This is a genomic window from Streptomyces sp. Sge12, from assembly GCF_002080455.1.
GTDB lineage: Bacteria > Actinomycetota > Actinomycetes > Streptomycetales > Streptomycetaceae > Streptomyces.
In genome coordinates this window covers 1,717,006-1,735,840 of the sequence record NZ_CP020555.1, presented here as the reverse complement: position 1 = coordinate 1,735,840, position 18,835 = coordinate 1,717,006, and the positions used below count along the sequence as shown (strand labels likewise).

Genomic DNA, 18,835 nt, shown 5'->3' with positions numbered 1-18,835 from the left:
CCTAAGAAACGGTGATGACGAACTTGCCGATGTTGGCCCGGTTGCGGAGCTGTGTGATCGCCCGGGGCGCCTCCTCGAAGGGGAAGACCCCGCCCACGGCGGGACGGAACACGCCCGCGTCGATCAGCTCGACGAGGCGGTCCATCAGCGGCCGGAGCCTGGACGGATCACGGGCCAGGGCGCCCACGTTCACCGTGCAGAAGGAGCGGCTGCTCATGAACAGGTCCCGGCCGTTCACGGCCAGGTCGAGCACCCCCGCCGCACCGATCTCGACGAAGCGGCCCCCCGGACGCAGCAGGGCCAGACCCCGGCCCACGGCGTCGCCGGAGAGCGAGTCGACGATGAGGTCGAGCCCCTGATCGGGACTCAGTTCCCGTACCGCGTCGGCGAAGTCGGCCTGCACGTAGTTGATCGGGTGCTGGACGCCCAGCGCCCGCAGGTGCTCCAGCTTGGCCTCCGTGCTCGCCGTGCCGAACACCGTGGCGCCGTGGTGCAGCGCCAGCTGCACGCACGCCGTCCCGGTCGCGCCCGCCGCGGCCTGGACGAGCACCCGGTCGCCCGGGTCCACGCGCGCCTCGCGCTCCAGGCAGGCGATCGCGGTGAGCCCGCTGATCAGCATGGCCACCGCATCGGTGAACGGGACGCCGGCCGGCAGCGGAGCCACCGTGTACGCCTCCGTCGTCACACGGGCCGCGTAACCCCCTTGCAGGGTCAGCGCGATGACCTCGTCACCGGGCCGGATGTGCTCGACCGCGTCGCCCACGGCGAGCACCACTCCGGCCACCTCGTGCCCGGGGACGAACGGCGGGGTGGAGAGGAACGGATGGAAGCCGGTGGAGGCCAGCACGTCGATGAAGTTGACCCCGACGGCGTGCACGTCGATGACCACCTCGCTCGGCGCGGGCCTGCGCACGGGTACGTCCTGGAGGCGCATGTCGAGCCCGGACGGCCCTGCCACGACGGTGTACCCGCGTACGGTGCTGTGGCGCTCCGCCTCCTCCAGCGTGATCTCCTGGGCGCTCTCCACCGGCGCCCCGCCGCCGGTGGCGTCGGCGGGTGCGTCGAGGCGGGCGTCCGGCTCCGGGGACTGCGCCGCGAGCAGGCCGTCCAGATGGAGCCCGACCGCGTCCACGGTCCGGTGGTTGAACAGGAAGGTCGCCGGCAGTTCGAGCCCGAAGTGGGCCCCGATCCGGCGGGTGAGGGAGACGGCGAGCAGCGAGTCGATCCCCAGCCGGTCGAAGCGGACCGAGGTGTCGATCTCGGCCGGCGGCCGGCGCAGCGCACGGGCCAGCTCCGCCCGGACGAACTCGGCGGCCGAACCGGCCCCGCCCTCCGCGCGTGCGGTGCCCGCGACGCCCGGCCGGGCCCCAGCTGTCCCACTGGTCCCACCGGCCGCGCCGGTCGCGCCGGTCCCGCGGTTGAACCGGGCCACGAGCCCGTCGGCGACGTCGTCCCGTACGTCCAGGACCGCCAGTTGCAGGTGGGCGCCGGTCAGGGCCCTCAGGAAGGCCTCGGCCCCCGCTTCCGGGGACATCGGGTGCAGGCCCGACTCCAGGAGCCGCTCCTGGTACCGGGGGTCGGCGACCATGCCCAGCTCCGCCCACGGGCCCCAGTTGATCGTGCGCACGGGCGTGCGCCGGCTGCGCACGGTGCCGGTGAGCGCGTCGAGCGTGGCGTTGCCCGCCGCGTAGGCGCCCTGGCCCGCCGTCACGAACAGGCTGGCCATGGAGGAGAACAGGACGATGAAGTCCAGGTCCTCCGCGGCCACCGCGTCGATCAGGATCCGGGCGCCGTGCTCCTTCGGCGCCGTGATCGCGTGCATGCGTGCGGCCGACGTCGACCCGATCAGTGCGTCGTCGAGGATGCCCGCGGTGTGGATCACGCCGTGCAGGGCGCCGAAGCGCCGGAGCGTCTCGTCCAGGGCGCGGCGCACGGCGGCCTCGTCGGTCACATCGGCCTGGAGGTAGAGCAGCCGTCCGCCCGCGGCGTCGACCGCCTCCTCCAACTGCGGGTCGACCTCCGCCCGGCGGCCGGTGAGCACCACCCGCGCCCCCGCCTCGCGGGCCAGGGTGACCGCGAGCGTGGACCCCAGGCCGCCCTGCCCGCCGGTGATCCAGTAGACGCCGCCGGGCCTCAGCTCCGCCGGGGCCGCGGAGGCCTCCACCGGGGTCAGGGACGGGAGCGTGCGCTCGCCGTGCCGGTAGCGGACACCGAACGCGTCGGGCCGTACCGCGAGCTCCGCGGCGACGTCACGGGCGAGTTCACGCGTCGTGAGCTCGTCGGGCTCGATCCGGATCGCCCGCCCCGACCAGCTCACGGTCTCCTGTTCGAGCGCCCGCAGCAGCGGGGCCAGCGCCACGTCGCCGGTCACCAGGGCGAGTTCCCGGCGCGCCGTCGACGTGCTCCTCGCGGCGCTCCGCAGCAGCGCGAGGAAGGCCTCGCGCTCCGGCTCCACGACGAGCAGCCGGGCGGCGGCCGGCAGGTCCGCCAGGAACCCGTCCCCCTGCTCCTCGCCGCCGGGCAGTGCGGCGACCGAGACGGTGGCCCCGCCCCTGCGCAGCTCCTCCACCAGCGGCGCACAGCGTTCGGCGTCCCCGGTGAGCAGGACGATCTCGCCCTGGCGGCCGGAGGCCTGCGCGGGTCGGGGCTGCGGCCGGGCGTCCACCGCGAAGAAGCGCAGGGAGTGCCGGCTGCCCATCCGCTTGAGGGAGACCCCGGTGAACTCCACGAGGACCTGCCCCCCGGGGTCGAGGATCGTCACGTCGCAGTCGAACGTGTCGGCGTCCGCGTCGAGTTCGCCGTGCAGCCGTACATGGGCCAGGGTCGGACCGGACCACGGCGCGAACACGTCGACCCGGCGGTAGCCGAACCCCACGAAGGTGCCGCTGGCTCCGGCGTCGACGGACAGCCCGGCGATGGACTGCATCGCCCCGTCCGCGACGTCCGCGGGCAGCGGGCGGCCCACGGTCCGCGGGGACGGCGGTGCGAGCCGGGTGAGCAGCTCCTTGTCGCCCAGCCACATCTCGGTCACCATCCGCATGGTGTCCCCGTACGAGAGCCCGGACGCCGCCAGGTGCTCGTACAGGGCGTCGGTCTCCACGCGCCGCGGGCACCGCAGGAGGATCGCGGCCGGGTCGGCCGGCGCCGGGACCGGCCCGGTGGCCGACCAGCCGGCCGAGACGTGCTCCTCCCACGCGGCGCCGTGCTCGTGCACCGCCCGGCTCTCGACGGACAGGTACGGCCCGTCGCCCGCGCGCGAGCGCCGGGAGACCCGTACCTGCCGGGACTCCTCCCCGGCGACCGCCAGGGAGTTCGTCACCAGGACATCGCTGAGTCCGTACCCGCCCACCCCCTCGGGATCGAGTTCGTGCAGCGCCGCGTCGAGCATCCACGCGGCGGGCGCGATCGCCCGCTCCTGCACCCGGTGGTCACGGATGACCGGCAGTGAGCCGGTCACCACGACCCCCTCCGCGCGCGGGCCCGCGGGCTCGACCCAGTGCTCCTGGCGCTGCCAGGGGTACGCGGGCAACCGCGCGCCGGCGAGCTGCCGGCCGCCGTGGAAGGCGGCCCAGTCGATCTCGCAGCCCGCCTCGAACAGCGCGCCGACCGACTCGTACGGGGCCCGGTCGTCCATGCGGCGCATCGCCGGTACGGCGGCGACGTCGCGGTCCTCGTCCTCCAGGCACTCGGTCACCGAGACCGACAGCAGCGGGTGCGGGCTCATCTCCAGGAACACGCGGTGACCGGCCGCCCCGGCCCCGCGGACCGCGTCGGCGAACAGCACCGGCTCGCGCAGGTTGCGCCACCAGTACGCGGCGTCCAGCCCGGCGGTGTCGAAACGCTCCCCGGTGAGGGAGGAGTGGAAGGCGAGTGTCGCGGGGCGGGGCGACAGTCCGGCGAGCTCCGCGGCCAGGTCCTCCCGGAGGTCCTCCAGCAGCGCGCAGTGCGAGGCCACGTCCACCTTGACGCGCCGGCCGAAGACGCCCTTGGCGTCCATGGCGGCGACGAACTCGTCGACGGCCGAGGTCTCCCCGGACACGACGGTCGTGTTCGGACCGTTGTGCGCCGCGAGCGACAGGCGCTCCCCGTAGGGCTCCAGCGCCTTGCGCACGTCCGACACGGGCAGGGAGACCAGCGCCATGGCGCCCTGCCCCCGGTGGCGCATCATCAGGGAGCTGCGGCGGCAGATGATCCGCGCCGCGTCCTCCAGCCGCAGGGCGCCCGAGACATGGGCGGCCGCGACCTCTCCCATGCTGTGGCCGATGACGCCGGCGGGCCGCACCCCCCAGGACCTGAAGAGAGCGGCGAGCCCCACCTGCATCGCGAAGACGGCGGGCTGGACGACATCGATGCGCTCCAGCAGGGGAGCGGCGTCCTGCGAGGTCAGCACCTCGCGCAGGGACCAGTCCACGTACGGGGCGAAGGCCTGCTCGCAGCGGGAGACGGCGAGGTCGAAGGCGGGCTCCGAGTCGATCAGGGCCCGCCCCATGCCGAGCCACTGGGCGCCCTGCCCGGGGAACACGAAGACCACGCCCGCCCCGTCGGGCACGTGCCGCGTCCCGGTCAACGGCTCGCGCAGCCGGGCGAGGAGCTCGCCGCGGTCCGTGAAGGCGACGGCGGCGCGGAACTCCCGTCCCCGGGGACCGCCCCGGCCCCGGACCTGGGTCGCCGCGGCCGAGCCGCGGTCCACCTCGTCCTCGTCCAGCCCCTCGGCCCACGCCGCGTGGCCGGCGGCCTGTGCGTGCAGGGCCGCCTCGGTGGCGGCCGACAGGGCCAGCAGCTGTACGGGGCGCCGCGCGGGCCGCGCGGCGGAAGCGGCGGCGGCCGCGGGCGCGGGGCCGAGCACGGCGTGGGCGTTGGTGCCGCCGAAACCGAAGGAGCTCACCCCGACCACGCCGGCCTCGTCGGGGGAGTCCCAGCGCCGCAGCGAGGACTGCACGCGCAGCCCGAGTCCCTCGAAGTCGATGTCCGGGTTGGGCTCGTCGCAGTGCAGGGAGGGCGGCAGGGCCCCGTGTTCGAAGCACAGCGCCAGCTTGATCAGGCCGGCGATGCCCGCCGCCGCCTCCAGGTGCCCGACGTTCGTCTTCACCGAACCGATCGCGCACGGCCGGTCGGCGGCGCGCCCCCGGTTCAGTACGCCGCCCAGTGCGGCGGCCTCGATCTGGTCGCCGATGGCCGTGCCCGTCCCGTGCGCCTCGACGTAGCCGACCTCCCACGGCTCGACGCCCGCCTGGCCGAGGGCCCGGCGCACGACCTCCTCCTGGGACCGGAGGCTCGGCGCCAGCAGGCCGTTGGTCCGCCCGTCGGAGGTGACGGCCGAGCCGCGGACCACCGCGGAGATGCGGTCGCCGTCGCGCAGCGCCCGGCTCAGCGGCTTCAGCACGACCACGCCGGCGCCCTCGCTGCGCACGTAGCCGTCGGCCCGCGCCGAGAAGGTCTTGCAGCGCCCGTCGGGCGCCATGACACCGGAGTGGTCGAAGGCCTCGGTGATCGCCGGGGTCAGGATCACGTTCACCCCGCCGACGAGGGCGGCGTCGCACTCGCCGCGCCGGATCGCCTCGCAAGCGAGGTGGACGGCGACGAGGGACGAGGAGCAGGCCGTGTCGACGGCCAGGCTCGGCCCGCGCAGGTCGAGCAGGTAGGAGAGCCGGTTGGCGGCGACGCTGGAGGCTCCGCCCAGCAGTGAATAGGCGTCCGCGGAGGGCGAGTTGGCCAGGACGTCGCGGTAGTCCGAGCTGGAGATGCCGATGAAGACGCCCGTGGGGGAGCCGGCCAGGCCGTACGGATCGATGCCCGCGTCCTCGATCGCCTCCCAGGCGACCTCCAGCATGAGCCGCTGCTGCGGGTCGAGTTTGGCCGCCTCGTGCTCGTTGATGCCGAAGAAGTCGAGGTCCAGGCCGCCGACCCCGGTGAGGAAGCCGCCGAGGGCGGCGCGGTCCGTGCCGCCGTTCCCGCCGCCCCAGCGGGCGAACCGGTCGTCGGGGACCCGGCCGATGGCGTCCCCGCCCCGTTCGAGCAGCTCCCAGAAGGCCTCCGGGCCGTCGGCGCCGGGGAACCTGCACCCCATGCCGATGATCGCGACCGGTTCGTCCGGGGCCGCTCCGGTGGCCGCGCGGTGCGGTGCGGCGGCCGTGCCCCGCTCGGGCGTTCCGTCCCGCAGGTGCTCCAGGATCTCCCGGAGCGTCGGGTACTCGTACGCGATCGTGGGTGAGACCTTCCGGTCCAGGAGCGCGCCGAGTTCGCCCGCGAGCGCGACCGCGTCGATCGAGGACAGGCCGTAGGCGGCCAGTGGTTCGTGGATCGAGATGTCCTCGGCCGAACCGAGACGGGCCAGCTCGGCGATGCGCCGGCGCAGCCAGGTTTCCAGCTCCGTGTCCAACATGTGCTTCCCCCTGTGTTCTGCTGTGGTTCGAGTCAGCGCTGCGCGTTCCACGGAGACCGGCCGGCCAGGTACTCCTTCCTGGTCTCCGCGCGCTGCAACTTCCCGCTCGACGTCTTGGGAAGGGTTCCGGCGGGCAGCAGGACCACGTCCCGCGCGGTCAGCCGGTGCTCCTGCGCCACGGCCTGCCGTACGGCGTTTGCCACGGCCTCCGCCCCGTCGCGGTCCTTGCCGTCGGCGGCCCCCGGCCGGAGTTCGGCCGCGACCACCACGCTCTCCTCCCCGTCCGTGGTCACGCCGAAGGCGGCCACACAGCCGGGACGGATCGCGGGGTGCGCGCTCTCGGCGGTCCGTTCGATGTCGTGGGGGTAGTGGTTGCGTCCGCCCACGATGATGACGTCCTTGATGCGGCCGCAGACGAAGAGCCCGTCCTCGGTCCGGAAGCCGAGGTCTCCCGTGCGCATGTACGGGCCCTGTCCGCCGTCGCTCGGCGAGGCTTCGAAGGTCTCCCGGCTGAGGTCGGGCCGCTGCCAGTAGCCCACCGCGACGCTCTCGCCCGCGACCCAGATCTCGCCGACCTCGCCGGGGGCGCAGCGGGTGTGCCGCTTGGGGTCGACGATGGCGACGTCCAGCGTTCGGCTGATGCCGCAGCTGACGAGGACGCGTGCGTTCGGACTGTCCTGCGGCACGATCCGGGCGTGGCCCTCCTCGAGCTCGCTCTCGTCGAAGGAGCGGAAGATCCACGGCTGTTCGATCGGCGCCCCGCTCACCAGAAGCGTGCTCTCGGCGAGCCCATAGACCGGAACAATGGTTTCCGGACGGAATCCGCAGGAGGCGAAGGCCGCGGAGAAGCGCTTCATCGAATCCGCGCGAACGGGTTCGGCGCCATTGGTGGCGACGGCCCAGGAGGAAAGGTCCAGCGTCGCGCGGTCCTCTTCGGTCACTTTTCGGGTGCACAGATCGAACGCGAAGTTGGGTGCGGCCGACAGGGTGCCGCGGTACTTCGAGATCGCGCGCAGCCACCGCACCGGGCTCTGCAGGAATGCCACGGTGGGCATCGAAACGGAATGGATCCCGAGCATCGCCGGCGCGACGATCATCGAGATCAGTCCCATGTCGTGATAGGGCGGCAGCCACCCCACGACGACGGTGGACCCGTCGAGTCCGAGCGATGTGCGGATGAGGTCGGTGTTGTGGGCGAGGTTCCGGTGGGTGACCATCACGCCCTTCGGCTGACCGGTCGATCCGGAGGTGTACTGGAGGAACGCGATGGAATCCGGATCGGGGGCGGGGGCGGACCAGCCCGCTCCGCTCCTGTCCGCAATCGTGTCGACCGCCAGCCAGACGGTTTCCTGGAGTTCCGGGATCGAGCGGGCCGCGGTCTCGATGGACGCCTGTATTGCGGAGGTGGTCAAAATGGCCGCGGGCCGGGCGTCCTCGGCGATGCCGGCCAGCCGCAGGAGCCCCCGCGCACGCTGCGCGGGGTGCGGAAGGTAGGCGGGGACCGCGACGACGCCGGCATACAGGCAGCCGAAGTACGCGACGACGAACTCCTGCCCGGGCATGAACAGCAGCAGGGCCCGGGAACCGGGCTCCACCTGCGCGCGGAGGGTCGCGGCGACGGCCCGTGCCCGGGTGTCGAGCATCGAGAAGGTGAGGGAGGGCTCGGCCTCCTCGCCGTCGGGCAGGAAGGTGAACAGATCGTGATTCGGGATGCGCGCAGCGTGTGCGTGCAGTGCGTCGACCACCGTTTCGAAGCGGGCTTCGTCCAGGACGGCGGGTGACGGCGCAAACGACTCGTCAAGCATTCTCAGCCTCATTCAGTGCCGATCGGATGCTCGCACCGGGTGCGGGCCGGCAGGCAAATGGCGAAAGCGGCGCGCGGCTCCGCTCCAGGAGCGCGCTCCGCGCGAGATACCCGTTCTCGGGGATTGCCGGAGCTCCAGGGCTCACGGCGACAGCGGTCCGTACGGAGCCGCGGATCTGCGGACAGAGATGTGGGTGGATCTCCGGGGCGAATGACCCGAGGTCACGCATCCGGCGTCAATCGCATCCTGATCCGCACACATCAACCTTGTCTTCCGGTGAGTTTCGATCCGCAGCACGGCGCGGACGCGGGGAAGGATTGATTCATTCCGCATGCGTCCGGTCGTTCTGCGAGCGCGTTCCATGTTCGTGCGGCCCCGGGAGGGGGCGCCGGCTATCACTCCGGGGCGATAGCACCTGCAACTTGGTGGGCTTGGCGGAGGTACAGCACGGAAACAGCCAAAGGCTGGAAGAGGGGTACTGGGCAGTACTGGTCCAAACCTTAGGTCGGGCCCCCGGAATCGGTCAACTCGCATTATGTGGCCGGAAGTTGGCTTCGAATTCGGAAGGGCGAGGGGATTTCCGGCCATTCTCCGGCGGGTGCAGACAGTGGCCGGGGCGGGGTGTCACGGCTCCGAGCGGGGAGGACGGCACGGGAGCTCGATGACCGCAGTTGATGCTTGCTGAGCGAAATTGATCGTTTGCTTGGCGGGGATCCCGCCATTCCGGCACGCTTTCCGCCCGCTGGGATGCACCCATCCGGCCGCCTCCCCGACCTGGGCCGGTCGGGTGCTTGATCGGCCCGGGGTGATTGGCCGTGGCGAGATCGGGCACCTGCTGTCCATGGCCTTCGAACATCCCGCACAGAAGGGTGACCAGGGGGAGATCGGGCGGTTCGCGAAGCTGGCGGAGCTGGCCTCGAACTTCACCAGCTCCCCCGTCTTCTCCGTTTTCTGCGTCCTGCTGGTGGCCGCCTTCGTCGTGGTCCACCTGCTCCACCTGGACACGAGCTGGCAGCACCTGACGGGTGACGCGATGGCCGCGGTCGCCCTGCTGCTCCTCGCCCTGCTGAAGAACTCCGAACGCCGGGCCGAACACGCGATCCAGCGCAAGCTCGACGCGATCGCCGCCGCCCTCCTGGAGCAGTACGAGGGCGAGCCGGGCCGCGCGCACCAGGAGCTGTCCAGGGCCATCGGGATCGAAGAGGGCGAATAGCGCCCGCGCCCCGCAGGACGCCCTGCCCCCTTGGGCCGAGCGGACCCCGGAACCGGCGCTTTCGAGTGACCCGCCGCGCGGGCCTCGGCCACCGGCGGCCCGAACTCCCCGACCATCTCAGGCGGCCGGTCATCTTCCGGCCACAGGTCGCCGACCAGGCCGGGCACCGCGCGCACGCGGCTCCGGGCCGCGCCGCTGGGAGATCACTTGTACGTCCTGCTCGTGGCGAGCGCGTTCAACAGCCTCACGCAGCGAGTCCACGCCGAGCTGCGCGACCACGGCCACCGCGTCGCGGTCGAACTCGCCCTGCCCGGCACCCCCCTGGCCGACGCCGTACGCGGTCACCGCCCCGACCTCGTCATCGCCCCGATGCTCCGCACCGCCCTCCCCGAGGAGGTCTGGGCCACCCACACCTGCCTGGTCGTCCACCCGGGACCGGTCGGCGACCGCGGCCCCTCCTCCCTCGACCACGCCATCCGCGACGGCGAACCCCGGTGGGGAGTGACGGTTCTCCAGGCCAACGCGGAGATGGACGCCGGCGACGTCTGGGCGAGCGTCGCATGCCCCCTGCCGCCGGTCGGCAAGAGCGACCTCTACCGCGGGGAGATCGCCGACGCCGCCCTGGAAGCCGTCCTGCTCGCGGTGGAACGCTTCGCCTCCGGTACCTGGACCCCGCAGCCGCAGGCCGCCGGCCGGGCCCGGCCCCTGCTGCGCCAGGAGGAACGGCGGATCGACTGGGAGCGCCACCGCACCGCGGACGTCCTGCGCGCGCTGCGCGCCGCCGACTCGCAGCCCGGCGTACGGGACGAACTGCTCGGCGGCGAGTGGTTCCTGCACGGCGGGCACCGCGAGGAGGCGCTGCGCGGGCGCCCCGGCGAGCTGCTGGCCACCCGGGACGGGGCCGTCTGCCGGGCCACGGCCGACGGCGCCGTCTGGATCCCGGAACTGCGCGCCCGCCGCCTCCCGGGAGGCCCGGCCGCCCCCAAACTGCCCGCGACGCTGGCCCTCGCGGACCTGCTGCCCCCGCTGCCCGAGGTCCCCGCGCCCCCGGGCAGCGGCCCGCACCGCGGCACCTGGTCCGACATCGGCTACCACGAGGAGGGACAGGCCGGCTTCCTGTCGTTCTCCTTCCCCGGCGGTGCGATGAGCACCGCGCACTGCCGCCGCCTGCTGGACGCGTACCGCACCGCCCGAACCCGCCCCACCACCGTCCTCGTCCTCGGCGGCGGCCGCGACTTCTTCTCCAACGGGATCCACCTCGGTGTCATCGAGGCCGCGGCCGACCCGGCCGAGGAGTCCTGGGCCAACATCAACGCCATGAACGACCTGGTCGAGGCGGTGCTGACCACCACCGACCGGCTCGTGGTCAGCGCACTGGGCGGCAACGCCGCCGCCGGCGGAGCCATGCTCGCCCTCGCCGCCGACGAGGTCTGGTGCCGCTCGGGCGTCGTCCTGAACCCGCACTACCGCCTGATGGGGCTGCACGGCTCCGAGTACTGGACGTACACCCTGCCGCGGCGCGTCGGACCCGCCCTCGCCGAGCGTCTCACCCACGAGGCCCTCCCGCTCAGCGCCGCCGCCGCACAGGGGCTCGCCCTGGTCGACCGTACGCTCCCCTGCCCGCCCGGAGCCTTCGCCGCCGAGACGGAGCGCCTCGCGGTGCGCCTCGCCGGGCTGCCCGCCACCGCCTCCCGGATCGCCGGGAAGAAGGCGGCGCGCGAGCGGGACGAGGCCGTCCGGCCGCTCGCCGCCCACCGGGAGGCCGAGCTGGCCCTGATGCGGCAGACCTTCTTCGACCCGGACGCCCCCTACCACGCCCTGCGCCGCGCTTTCGTCCGCAAGGAGCGCGCGGCCACCACCCCGCCCCACCTCGTCCGTGCCGCGGCCGTCCGTCCGTCCGGTGTCACTGGACTGGCCGTACCTGACGCGGCGCCCGGGCCGGACTGCTGTTAGCAAGAAAGGTGTGGGTGAGGCAGGCCGCCTCCCCCCACCCCTCCCGAACCCCTCCCCGAGGAGCCGTCCCATGGCCACAGCGACGCAGGACACGGTCGAGGACCCGCTGATCCACATTCTCTGGATCAACGCGGGCCTGAGCTGCGACGGCGACTCCGTGTCCCTGACGGCGGCAATGCAGCCGAGCATCGAGGAGATCGTGACCGGTGTACTGCCCGGTCTGCCGAAGATCGCCGTGCACTGGCCGCTCATCGACTTCGAATGCGGCCCGGTCGGCGGCGCCGACACCTTCATCGAGTGGTTCTTCAAGGGCGAGCGGGGCGAGATCGATCCGTTCGTCCTGGTCGTCGAGGGGTCCATCCCCAACGAGAAGATCAAGCCCGAGGGCTACTGGTGCGGCTTCGGCGACGACCCCGAGACCGGCCAGCCCATCACCACCAGTGAGTGGATCGACCGGCTGGCCCCCAAGGCCCTCGCCGTCGTGGCCATCGGCACCTGTGCCACGTACGGCGGCATCCACGCGATGGAGGGCAACCCGACGGGCGCCATGGGCGTGCCCGACTACCTGGGCTGGGACTGGACCTCGAAGGCCGGCATCCCGATCGTGTGCGTGCCGGGCTGCCCGATCCAGCCGGACAACTTCTCGGAGACCCTGACCTACCTGCTCTACCAGGCGGCCGGCTCCGCCCCGATGATCCCCCTCGACGACAAGCTGCGTCCGACCTGGCTCTTCGGGGCCACCGTCCACGAGGGCTGCGACCGCGCCGGCTACTACGAGCAGGGCCAGTTCGCCGAGACCTACGACTCGCCGCTCTGCCTGGTCAAGCTCGGCTGCTGGGGCCCCGTCGTCAAGTGCAACGTGCCCAAGCGCGGCTGGATGAACGGCATCGGCGGCTGTCCCAACGTCGGCGGCATCTGCATCGCCTGCACGATGCCCGGCTTCCCCGACAAGTTCATGCCGTTCATGGACGAACCCCCCGGCGCCAAGGTCTCCACGAAGGCCAGCGGCGCGTACGGCGCACTGATCCGCAGGCTCCGGTCGGTCACCGCCCACACCGTGGACGAGGAACCGAAGTGGAGGCAGAGCGGCCGCAGCCTGACCACGGGCTACCGCCCGCCCTGGTGACGGCCCCCCCGGAAGCACCCGACAACTCCCGCTCCCCGCACCGAAGAAGGGTCACGGCACACACGATGACACCGAAGACGAAGGCGGCCGCAGACGGCAGCGGCCTGGTCGAGATGGCCTGGGATCCGATCACCCGGATCGTGGGCAGCCTCGGCATCCACACGAAGATCGACTTCAAGCAGAAGCGGGTCGCGGAGTGCTACAGCACCTCGTCGGTCTTCCGCGGCTACAGCGTCTTCATGCGCGGCAAGGACCCCCGCGACGCGCACTTCATCACCAGCCGCATCTGCGGCATCTGCGGTGACAACCACGCCACCTGCTCGGTGTACGCGCAGAACATGGCCTACGGGGTCAAGCCGCCCCACCTCGCCGAGTGGATCATCAACCTGGGCGAGTCCGCGGAGTACATGTTCGACCACAACATCTTCCAGGAGAACCTGGTCGGGGTCGACTACTGCGAGAAGATGGTCCGCGAGACCAACCCGGGCGTCCTGGAACTCGCCGAGCGCACCCCCGCCCCGCACGCCGGCGAGCACGGCTACAAGACCATCGCCGACATCATGCGCTCCCTCAACCCCATCGAGGGCGAGTTCTACCGCGAGGCGCTCCAGGTCTCCCGCTACACGCGCGAGATGTTCTGCCTGATGGAGGGCCGCCACGTGCACCCCTCCACCCTCTACCCGGGCGGCGTCGGCACCATCGCCTCCGTCCAGCTCTTCACGGACTACATGAGCCGCCTCATGCGGTACTGCGAGTTCATGAAGCGGGTCGTACCGCTCCACGACGACCTGTTCGACTTCTTCTACGAGGCCCTGCCCGGCTACGAGGAGGTCGGCCGCCGTCGCGTCCTCCTCGGCTGCTGGGGCGCCCTCAACGACCCCGAGTACTGCGACTTCACGTACGCCAACATGACCGACTGGGGACGGAAGATGTTCGTCACCCCGGGCGTGGTGGTGGACGGCAAGCTCGTCACCAACGACCTCACCGAGATCAACCTCGGCATCCGCATCCTGCTCGGCAGCTCGTACTACGACGACTGGCAGGGCCAGGAGCAGTTCGTCACGCACGACCCGCTCGGCAACCCGGTCGACCCGCGCCACCCGTGGAACCAGCACACCATCCCGGCCCCGCAGAAGCGGAACTTCGACGACAAGTACAGCTGGGTCATGTCGCCCCGCTGGTTCGACGGCAAGGACCACCTGGCCCTGGACACCGGCGGCGGCCCCATCGCCCGCCTGTGGTCCACCGCCCTGTCGGGGCTGGTCCACACCGACTACGTGCAGGCCACCGGCCACAGCGTCGTGATCACCCTGCCGCGCACGATGACCAAGCCCGAGACCCGCTTCGAGTGGAAGATCCCGAAGTGGAGCAACGCGCTGGAACGCAACCGCGCGCGCACCTACTTCCAGGCCTACGCGGCCGCCATCGCCCTGCACTGCGCCGAGAAGGGCCTCGCCGAGGTCCGCGCCGGGCGCACCCAGACCTGGGAGAAGTTCGAGGTCCCGGACGAGGGGCTCGGCGTCGGCTTCACCGAGGCCGTGCGCGGCGTCCTGTCGCACCACATGGTGATCCGCGACGGGAAGATCGCCAACTACCACCCGTACCCGCCGACCCCGTGGAACGCCAGCACCCGCGACACCTTCGGCACGCCCGGCCCGTACGAGGACGCCGTGCAGAACACCCCGATCTTCGAGGAGAACACCCCGGAGAACTTCAAGGGCATCGACATCATGCGCGCGGTCCGCAGCTTCGACCCGTGTCTGCCCTGCGGAGTCCACATGTACGTCGGCGGCGGCAAGACGGTCAAGACGATGCACGTGCCCACCGGCCTGAGCGGACTGGGCGGATGAGGGCCGCGATCGACGGCGCGCAGGCCGGGCGCCGGGTCGAGGAGGTCCTCGACCGGCTCGCCGCCACCGGCGACCGGGCGGCCTGCGAGGCCGCCGAGGAACTGGTGCGCGTCCTCATGGACTTCTACGGCGCCGGGCTCGCCCGGATCGTCGAGAAGGCCGGGGAGGGCCCCCTGAAGGCGGTCGCCGACGACGAACTCGTCGCGAGCCTGCTCTCCCTGCACGGCCTGCACCCCGAGGACGTGCACACCCGCATCGGCCGCGCCCTGGCCGCCCACGGCGAACCGCTGGAACTGCTCGGCTTCGACGAGCGCACCGGCGTCCTGCGCCTGCGCCCCTCCGCCGCCCCCACCGGCTGCGGCTGCGGATCCGGCGGCCAGGACGGCGCCGGCCGCACCCTGGAGGACAGCCTCGCCTGCTTCGCCCCCGAGGTGACGAGCGTGGAGCGGGAGCCCGCCGCGGCCCCGGCCCCCGCCCTGCTGCAGATCGGCACCCGGCCCCCCAGCCCGGCACGGGTGCCGTGAGCGGGCCCGGTCCGCGTCACGACGGCCCGCGCGCCCCGCGCGGGCTGCGCCGCTTCGCGGGTCCGCGCCCGCCCCGGCCCGAGACCTGCGAACTGTGCGGGGTCGTCGTGGCCCCCGAGGCCCACCGCCACCTCGTGCAGACCGAGCAGCGCGCACTGGTCTGCGCCTGCACCGCCTGCGCCCTGCTGTTCGACCGGCCGGGCGCGGGCACCGGCCGCCTGCGCACCGTACCCGACCGCTACCTCACCGACCCCGCGCACCGGCTCGACGACGGCGCCTGGGAACTCCTCCAGATCCCGGTCGGCGTCGCGTTCTTCTTCCGCAACGCCGCCCTCGACCGGCTGGTCGCCCTCTACCCGAGCCCGGCCGGAGCCACCGAGAGCGAACTCGACCCCGAGACCTGGCAGACCGTCCTGGGCACCGGCCGGCTGGCCACCCTCCTCGAACCCGACGTCGAGGCACTGCTGCTGCGCCGCTCGGAGGGCCGCACCGCGTGCTACCTGGTGCCGATCGACATCTGCTACGAGCTGGTGGGGCGGATGCGGCTGCTGTGGCAGGGCTTCGACGGCGGCGCCGAGGCCCGGGCCGCCCTGGACACCTTCTTCGAGCAGGTCGAACGGCGGGCCAAGGCCCTGGCCGAGGAGACGGTGGAGGACGGGGCCCGATGACGGAATTCAGCTTCACCTGCACCGGGGTGCGCGCCGACGCGTACGCCGCCGGCCCCACCCTCGTCTTCCGGCTGCGGATCACCGCCGCCGGGGGCGCCCGGGTGCACGCCATCGCCCTGCGCTGCCAGATCCGCATCGAACCGGCCCGGCGCAGCTACGGACCCGCCGAGGCGGAAGGCCTCGCGGACCTGTTCGGCGAGCGCTCCCGGTGGGGCAACACCCTCCAGCCCGTGCAGTTCGCCCAGGTGTCCGTCATGGTCCCGAGCTTCACCGGCGAGACCGAGACCGACCTCGTCGTGCCCTGCACCTACGACATGGACATCGCCGCGACCCGGTACTTCCAGGCCCTGACGGAGGGCGAGGTGCCGCTGCTGATGCTCTTCTCCGGCACCGCCTTCACGGGGGACGCCGGCTTCCACGTCGAGCCGGTGCCCTGGGACCGCGAAGCCGCGTACCGGATGCCCGCCGCCGTGTGGCGCGAGATGGTCGAACAGCACTTCCCCGGCTGCGGCTGGCTCCGGCTGCCCCGCGACACCATGGACGAGCTGCTGGCCTTCCGCTCCCGCCACGCGCTCGCCTCGTGGGAGGCGACCGTACGGGCCCTGCTGGACGCGGCCGCCCCGCCGCAGCCGCCGCCCCCGGCCGGGCCCGCGCCCGGGGCGGGCCGGCCCGTCGCGATCCTGCCGAGCCTCACCGGGAGGACGGCCCCGTGACCACGACGACCACCCACGACGCCCGCTTCGCCGCCGCCCGGCAGGTCGCCGACGCGGTCCTCCTGGAGGGGTACGTCCTCTACCCCTACCGGGCCTCGGCCGCCAAGAACCGGCTGCGCTGGCAGTTCGGCGTCCTCGTGCCCCCGGCATGGGGCCGCGCGCACGAGGAGCACGTCCTCCAGCAGACCGAGATCCTGATGGAACCCCGGGGCGGGGCCACCCTCGCCCTGGAACTGCGCTTCCTGCACGCGCAGCGGCGTACGGTCCAACAGGCCGAGGCCGACGGGGCCTTCACGGACGTGCCCGAGCTGCACCTCGCCGACCGGGTCCTCGTGCCCTGGGACGAGGGCGCCGAGGAACGGGTCGAGGCGACCGTGCCCGTCACCGAGCTGCTCGGCGAGGACGGCGTCACCCTCCCGTTCGGCCGGCCCGCCCGCGTCGACACCGAACCCGTTCTCGACGCCGACGGGCGCACGGTGGGCCGCCTGGTGCGCCGTACCGAGGCGATCGAGGGCCGGCTGCGGCTGCACGCCACCGAACTGCCCGGCGCGTACCGGGTGTTCCGGCTTCGGGCCGTGGTGGAGAACACCAGCCCGTGGACCCCGCCCGCCGGGTCCGGTCCCGTCGACCGGGAGGCCGCGCTGCCCCACTCGCTGGTCGCCGCCCACCTCCTGCTCGGCCTGGACTCCGGATCCTTCCTGTCCATGACCGACCCGCCCGAATGGGCCCGGCAGGCGGTGGCCGCCTGCGAGAACCGCCACACCTGGCCGGTCCTCGCGGGCGAACCCGGCCGCGCCGACGTGGTCCTGTCCTCCCCGATCATCCTGGAGGACCACCCGGCGATCGCCCCCGAGAGCCTCGGCGCCATGTACGACGCCACCGAGATCGACGAGATCCTCGCCCTGCGCACGGCCGCCCTGACCGAGCAGGAGAAGCGCGAGGCCCGCGGCACCGACGCCCGGGCGGCCGCCGTGATCGACCTCGCCGACTCCATGCCCCCCGAAGTGCTGGAGCGCCTGCACGGCGCCGTACGGGCACTGCGGGAGGTCACCGGCCCGGAACAGCCGCCGCTGCTCGCGGAACTCCCCTCCGAGGACGTGGTGTTCCGGCCCGACACCCCCTGGTGGGACCCGGCCCGGGCGGACACCGCGGACCCGGCCCGCGACCGGATCGCGATCGACGGCGCCTCCGTGGGCCCCGGCAGCCGCGTGCTGCTCCGCCCCGGACTGCGGCGCACCGACGCGCAGGACCTCTTCCTCCAGGGCCGTACTGCCCTGGTCGAGGCCGTCCTGCACGACGTCGACGGGGGAGTGCACCTCGCCGTCACCGTGGAGGACGACCCGGGCGCGGACATCCGCCGCGAGCAGGGCAGGTTCCTCTATTTCCAGCCCGACGAGGTCACCCCGCTGGAGGACGCGTGAACGCCCGGGTCCTGGTCGCCGGCATCGGCAACGTCTTCCTCGGCGACGACGGCTTCGGCGTCGAGACCGTACGGGAGCTGGCCGCGCACCCGCTGCCCGAAGACGTCGAAGTGGTGGACTTCGGCGTCCGCGGCGTCCACCTCGCCTACCAGCTCCTCGACGGCTACGACACGCTGCTGCTGGTCGACGCCACCGCCCGCGGCGGCGCGCCGGGCACGCTGTACCTGATCGAGGCCGACGGGAGCGCGGGCCCGCAGCCGGGCGGCGACGGGGAACCGGCACCGCCGCCACCCGTCCTCGACGGCCACCACATGTCCCCCGACGCCGTCCTCGCCCTGCTGGACACCCTGTGCGCCGGGACCGGCGCCACGCCCCCGCGGCGCACCCTCGTCCTCGGCTGCGAACCGGCCGGGGTCGAGGAGGGCATCGGACTGAGCGCACCGGTGGCCGCCGCCGTACCGGAGGCCGTACGCATGGCCCTGGACCTGATCCACGGCCGGGACCACGGCCGCGACCACGACGAAACCGACCGGCCTCGCCGCGAACTGAGGAGAACCCCATGAAGAAGGCCGTCATCGGCGGGGCCGCGGCCGCCGCCCTCGCCGCCGTACTGATGCAGTTCCTCCCCGACCTCCGGCGCTACCTGCGCATGCGCCGGATGTGACACCCCCGGGGCGCCACCGCAGGCGCCCGAATGGCGTACGGGCGCGCCGCCCACCGGCGTGCCGACCGCACGGACTCCGTCCCGCCGGTTCAATGAGCCCCGGCAGGACGGAGTCCGATGCACGAGATGTCGATCGCCATGGCCGTCGTGGGCCAGGTGGAAGAGGCGGCCCGGGCGGGCGGCGCGCACGCCGTCACCGCCGTACGGCTACAGGTCGGTGAGCTGGCGGGGGTGGTCCCCGACGCGCTGGCCTTCTGTTTCGAACTGGCCTGCGCCGGAACGGTCCTCGAAGGGGCCGAACTCGTCACGGAGTCCGTGACGGCCCGCGCCCGCTGCGGTTCCTGCCCCGGCACCTGGGCGGTGGGCATGCCCCCCGAACTGTGCTGCCCCGGATGCGGCAGAGCCACCGACGTGGAACTGCTGTCGGGCCGTGAGCTGGAGATCCTCAGCGTGCGCTGGGAAGACGGCCCCACCGGTGCCCGTACCCGCGAACCGATTCCCGAGGAGGCCTGAACC

Annotated in this window: 13 protein-coding genes; 11 read left to right on the top strand and 2 right to left on the bottom strand. The window is 73.0% G+C overall.

Features of this window, described 5'->3' with window-relative positions; genetic code table 11:
- Position 1 precedes the first annotated feature (1 nt).
- Positions 2 to 6,382, bottom strand: a complete 6,381-nt coding sequence (locus B6R96_RS07750) for a type I polyketide synthase (protein WP_081522063.1) — start codon at positions 6,380 to 6,382, stop codon at positions 2 to 4.
- 32 nt (positions 6,383 to 6,414) lie between these two features.
- The gene (locus B6R96_RS07745) at positions 6,415 to 8,187 is read right to left on the bottom strand and encodes a fatty acyl-AMP ligase (protein WP_159396301.1); all 1,773 of its coding nucleotides are present in this window, start codon (positions 8,185 to 8,187) and stop codon (positions 6,415 to 6,417) included.
- Between the two features lie 841 nt (positions 8,188 to 9,028).
- Between B6R96_RS07745 and B6R96_RS07740 the strand changes: the two genes are divergently transcribed.
- The 11 genes from B6R96_RS07740 to B6R96_RS07695 all read left to right on the top strand — a co-directional run bounded on the left by B6R96_RS07740 (position 9,029) and on the right by B6R96_RS07695 (position 18,832).
- Positions 9,029 to 9,400 (top strand): hypothetical protein, encoded by a 372-nt coding sequence (locus B6R96_RS07740; protein WP_081525018.1) that lies wholly within the window; start codon positions 9,029 to 9,031, stop codon positions 9,398 to 9,400.
- Between the two features lie 207 nt (positions 9,401 to 9,607).
- Positions 9,608 to 11,353, top strand: a complete 1,746-nt coding sequence (locus B6R96_RS07735) for a hydrogenase maturation protein (protein ID WP_081522061.1) — start codon at positions 9,608 to 9,610, stop codon at positions 11,351 to 11,353.
- Between the two features lie 70 nt (positions 11,354 to 11,423).
- On the top strand, positions 11,424 to 12,479 hold the full coding sequence (locus B6R96_RS07730; RefSeq protein ID WP_030388419.1) for a hydrogenase expression protein HypE: 1,056 nt from the start codon (positions 11,424 to 11,426) through the stop codon (positions 12,477 to 12,479).
- A 65-nt stretch (positions 12,480 to 12,544) separates the two neighbouring features.
- A complete protein-coding gene (locus B6R96_RS07725; protein WP_030388418.1) occupies positions 12,545 to 14,329 on the top strand; it encodes a nickel-dependent hydrogenase large subunit in 1,785 nt (594 codons plus the stop codon).
- Complete coding sequence (locus B6R96_RS07720; protein WP_079406559.1) at positions 14,326 to 14,853, top strand: hypothetical protein; 528 nt, start codon at positions 14,326 to 14,328, stop codon at positions 14,851 to 14,853. The genes B6R96_RS07725 and B6R96_RS07720 overlap by 4 nt, the downstream gene beginning before the upstream one ends.
- A complete protein-coding gene (locus B6R96_RS07715) occupies positions 14,850 to 15,521 on the top strand; it encodes a DUF5947 family protein (protein ID WP_037860912.1) in 672 nt (223 codons plus the stop codon). The genes B6R96_RS07720 and B6R96_RS07715 overlap by 4 nt, the downstream gene beginning before the upstream one ends.
- The gene (locus B6R96_RS07710; RefSeq protein WP_081522060.1) at positions 15,518 to 16,234 is read left to right on the top strand and encodes a DUF6084 family protein; all 717 of its coding nucleotides are present in this window, start codon (positions 15,518 to 15,520) and stop codon (positions 16,232 to 16,234) included. Before B6R96_RS07715 ends, B6R96_RS07710 begins: the two co-directional genes overlap by 4 nt.
- Entirely contained in the window at positions 16,231 to 17,655 is a 1,425-nt protein-coding gene (locus B6R96_RS07705; protein ID WP_081522059.1) for a hypothetical protein, read from the top strand. The genes B6R96_RS07710 and B6R96_RS07705 overlap by 4 nt, the downstream gene beginning before the upstream one ends.
- Positions 17,652 to 18,218 (top strand): hydrogenase maturation protease, encoded by a 567-nt coding sequence (locus B6R96_RS07700; RefSeq protein WP_081522058.1) that lies wholly within the window; start codon positions 17,652 to 17,654, stop codon positions 18,216 to 18,218. The genes B6R96_RS07705 and B6R96_RS07700 overlap by 4 nt, the downstream gene beginning before the upstream one ends.
- Positions 18,215 to 18,319, top strand: a complete 105-nt coding sequence (locus tag B6R96_RS38960; protein ID WP_384506998.1) for a DUF6893 family small protein — start codon at positions 18,215 to 18,217, stop codon at positions 18,317 to 18,319. The genes B6R96_RS07700 and B6R96_RS38960 overlap by 4 nt, the downstream gene beginning before the upstream one ends.
- Before the next feature lie 117 nt (positions 18,320 to 18,436).
- Positions 18,437 to 18,832 (top strand): hydrogenase maturation nickel metallochaperone HypA/HybF, encoded by a 396-nt coding sequence (locus B6R96_RS07695; protein ID WP_030388412.1) that lies wholly within the window; start codon positions 18,437 to 18,439, stop codon positions 18,830 to 18,832.
- Positions 18,833 to 18,835 lie beyond the last annotated feature (3 nt).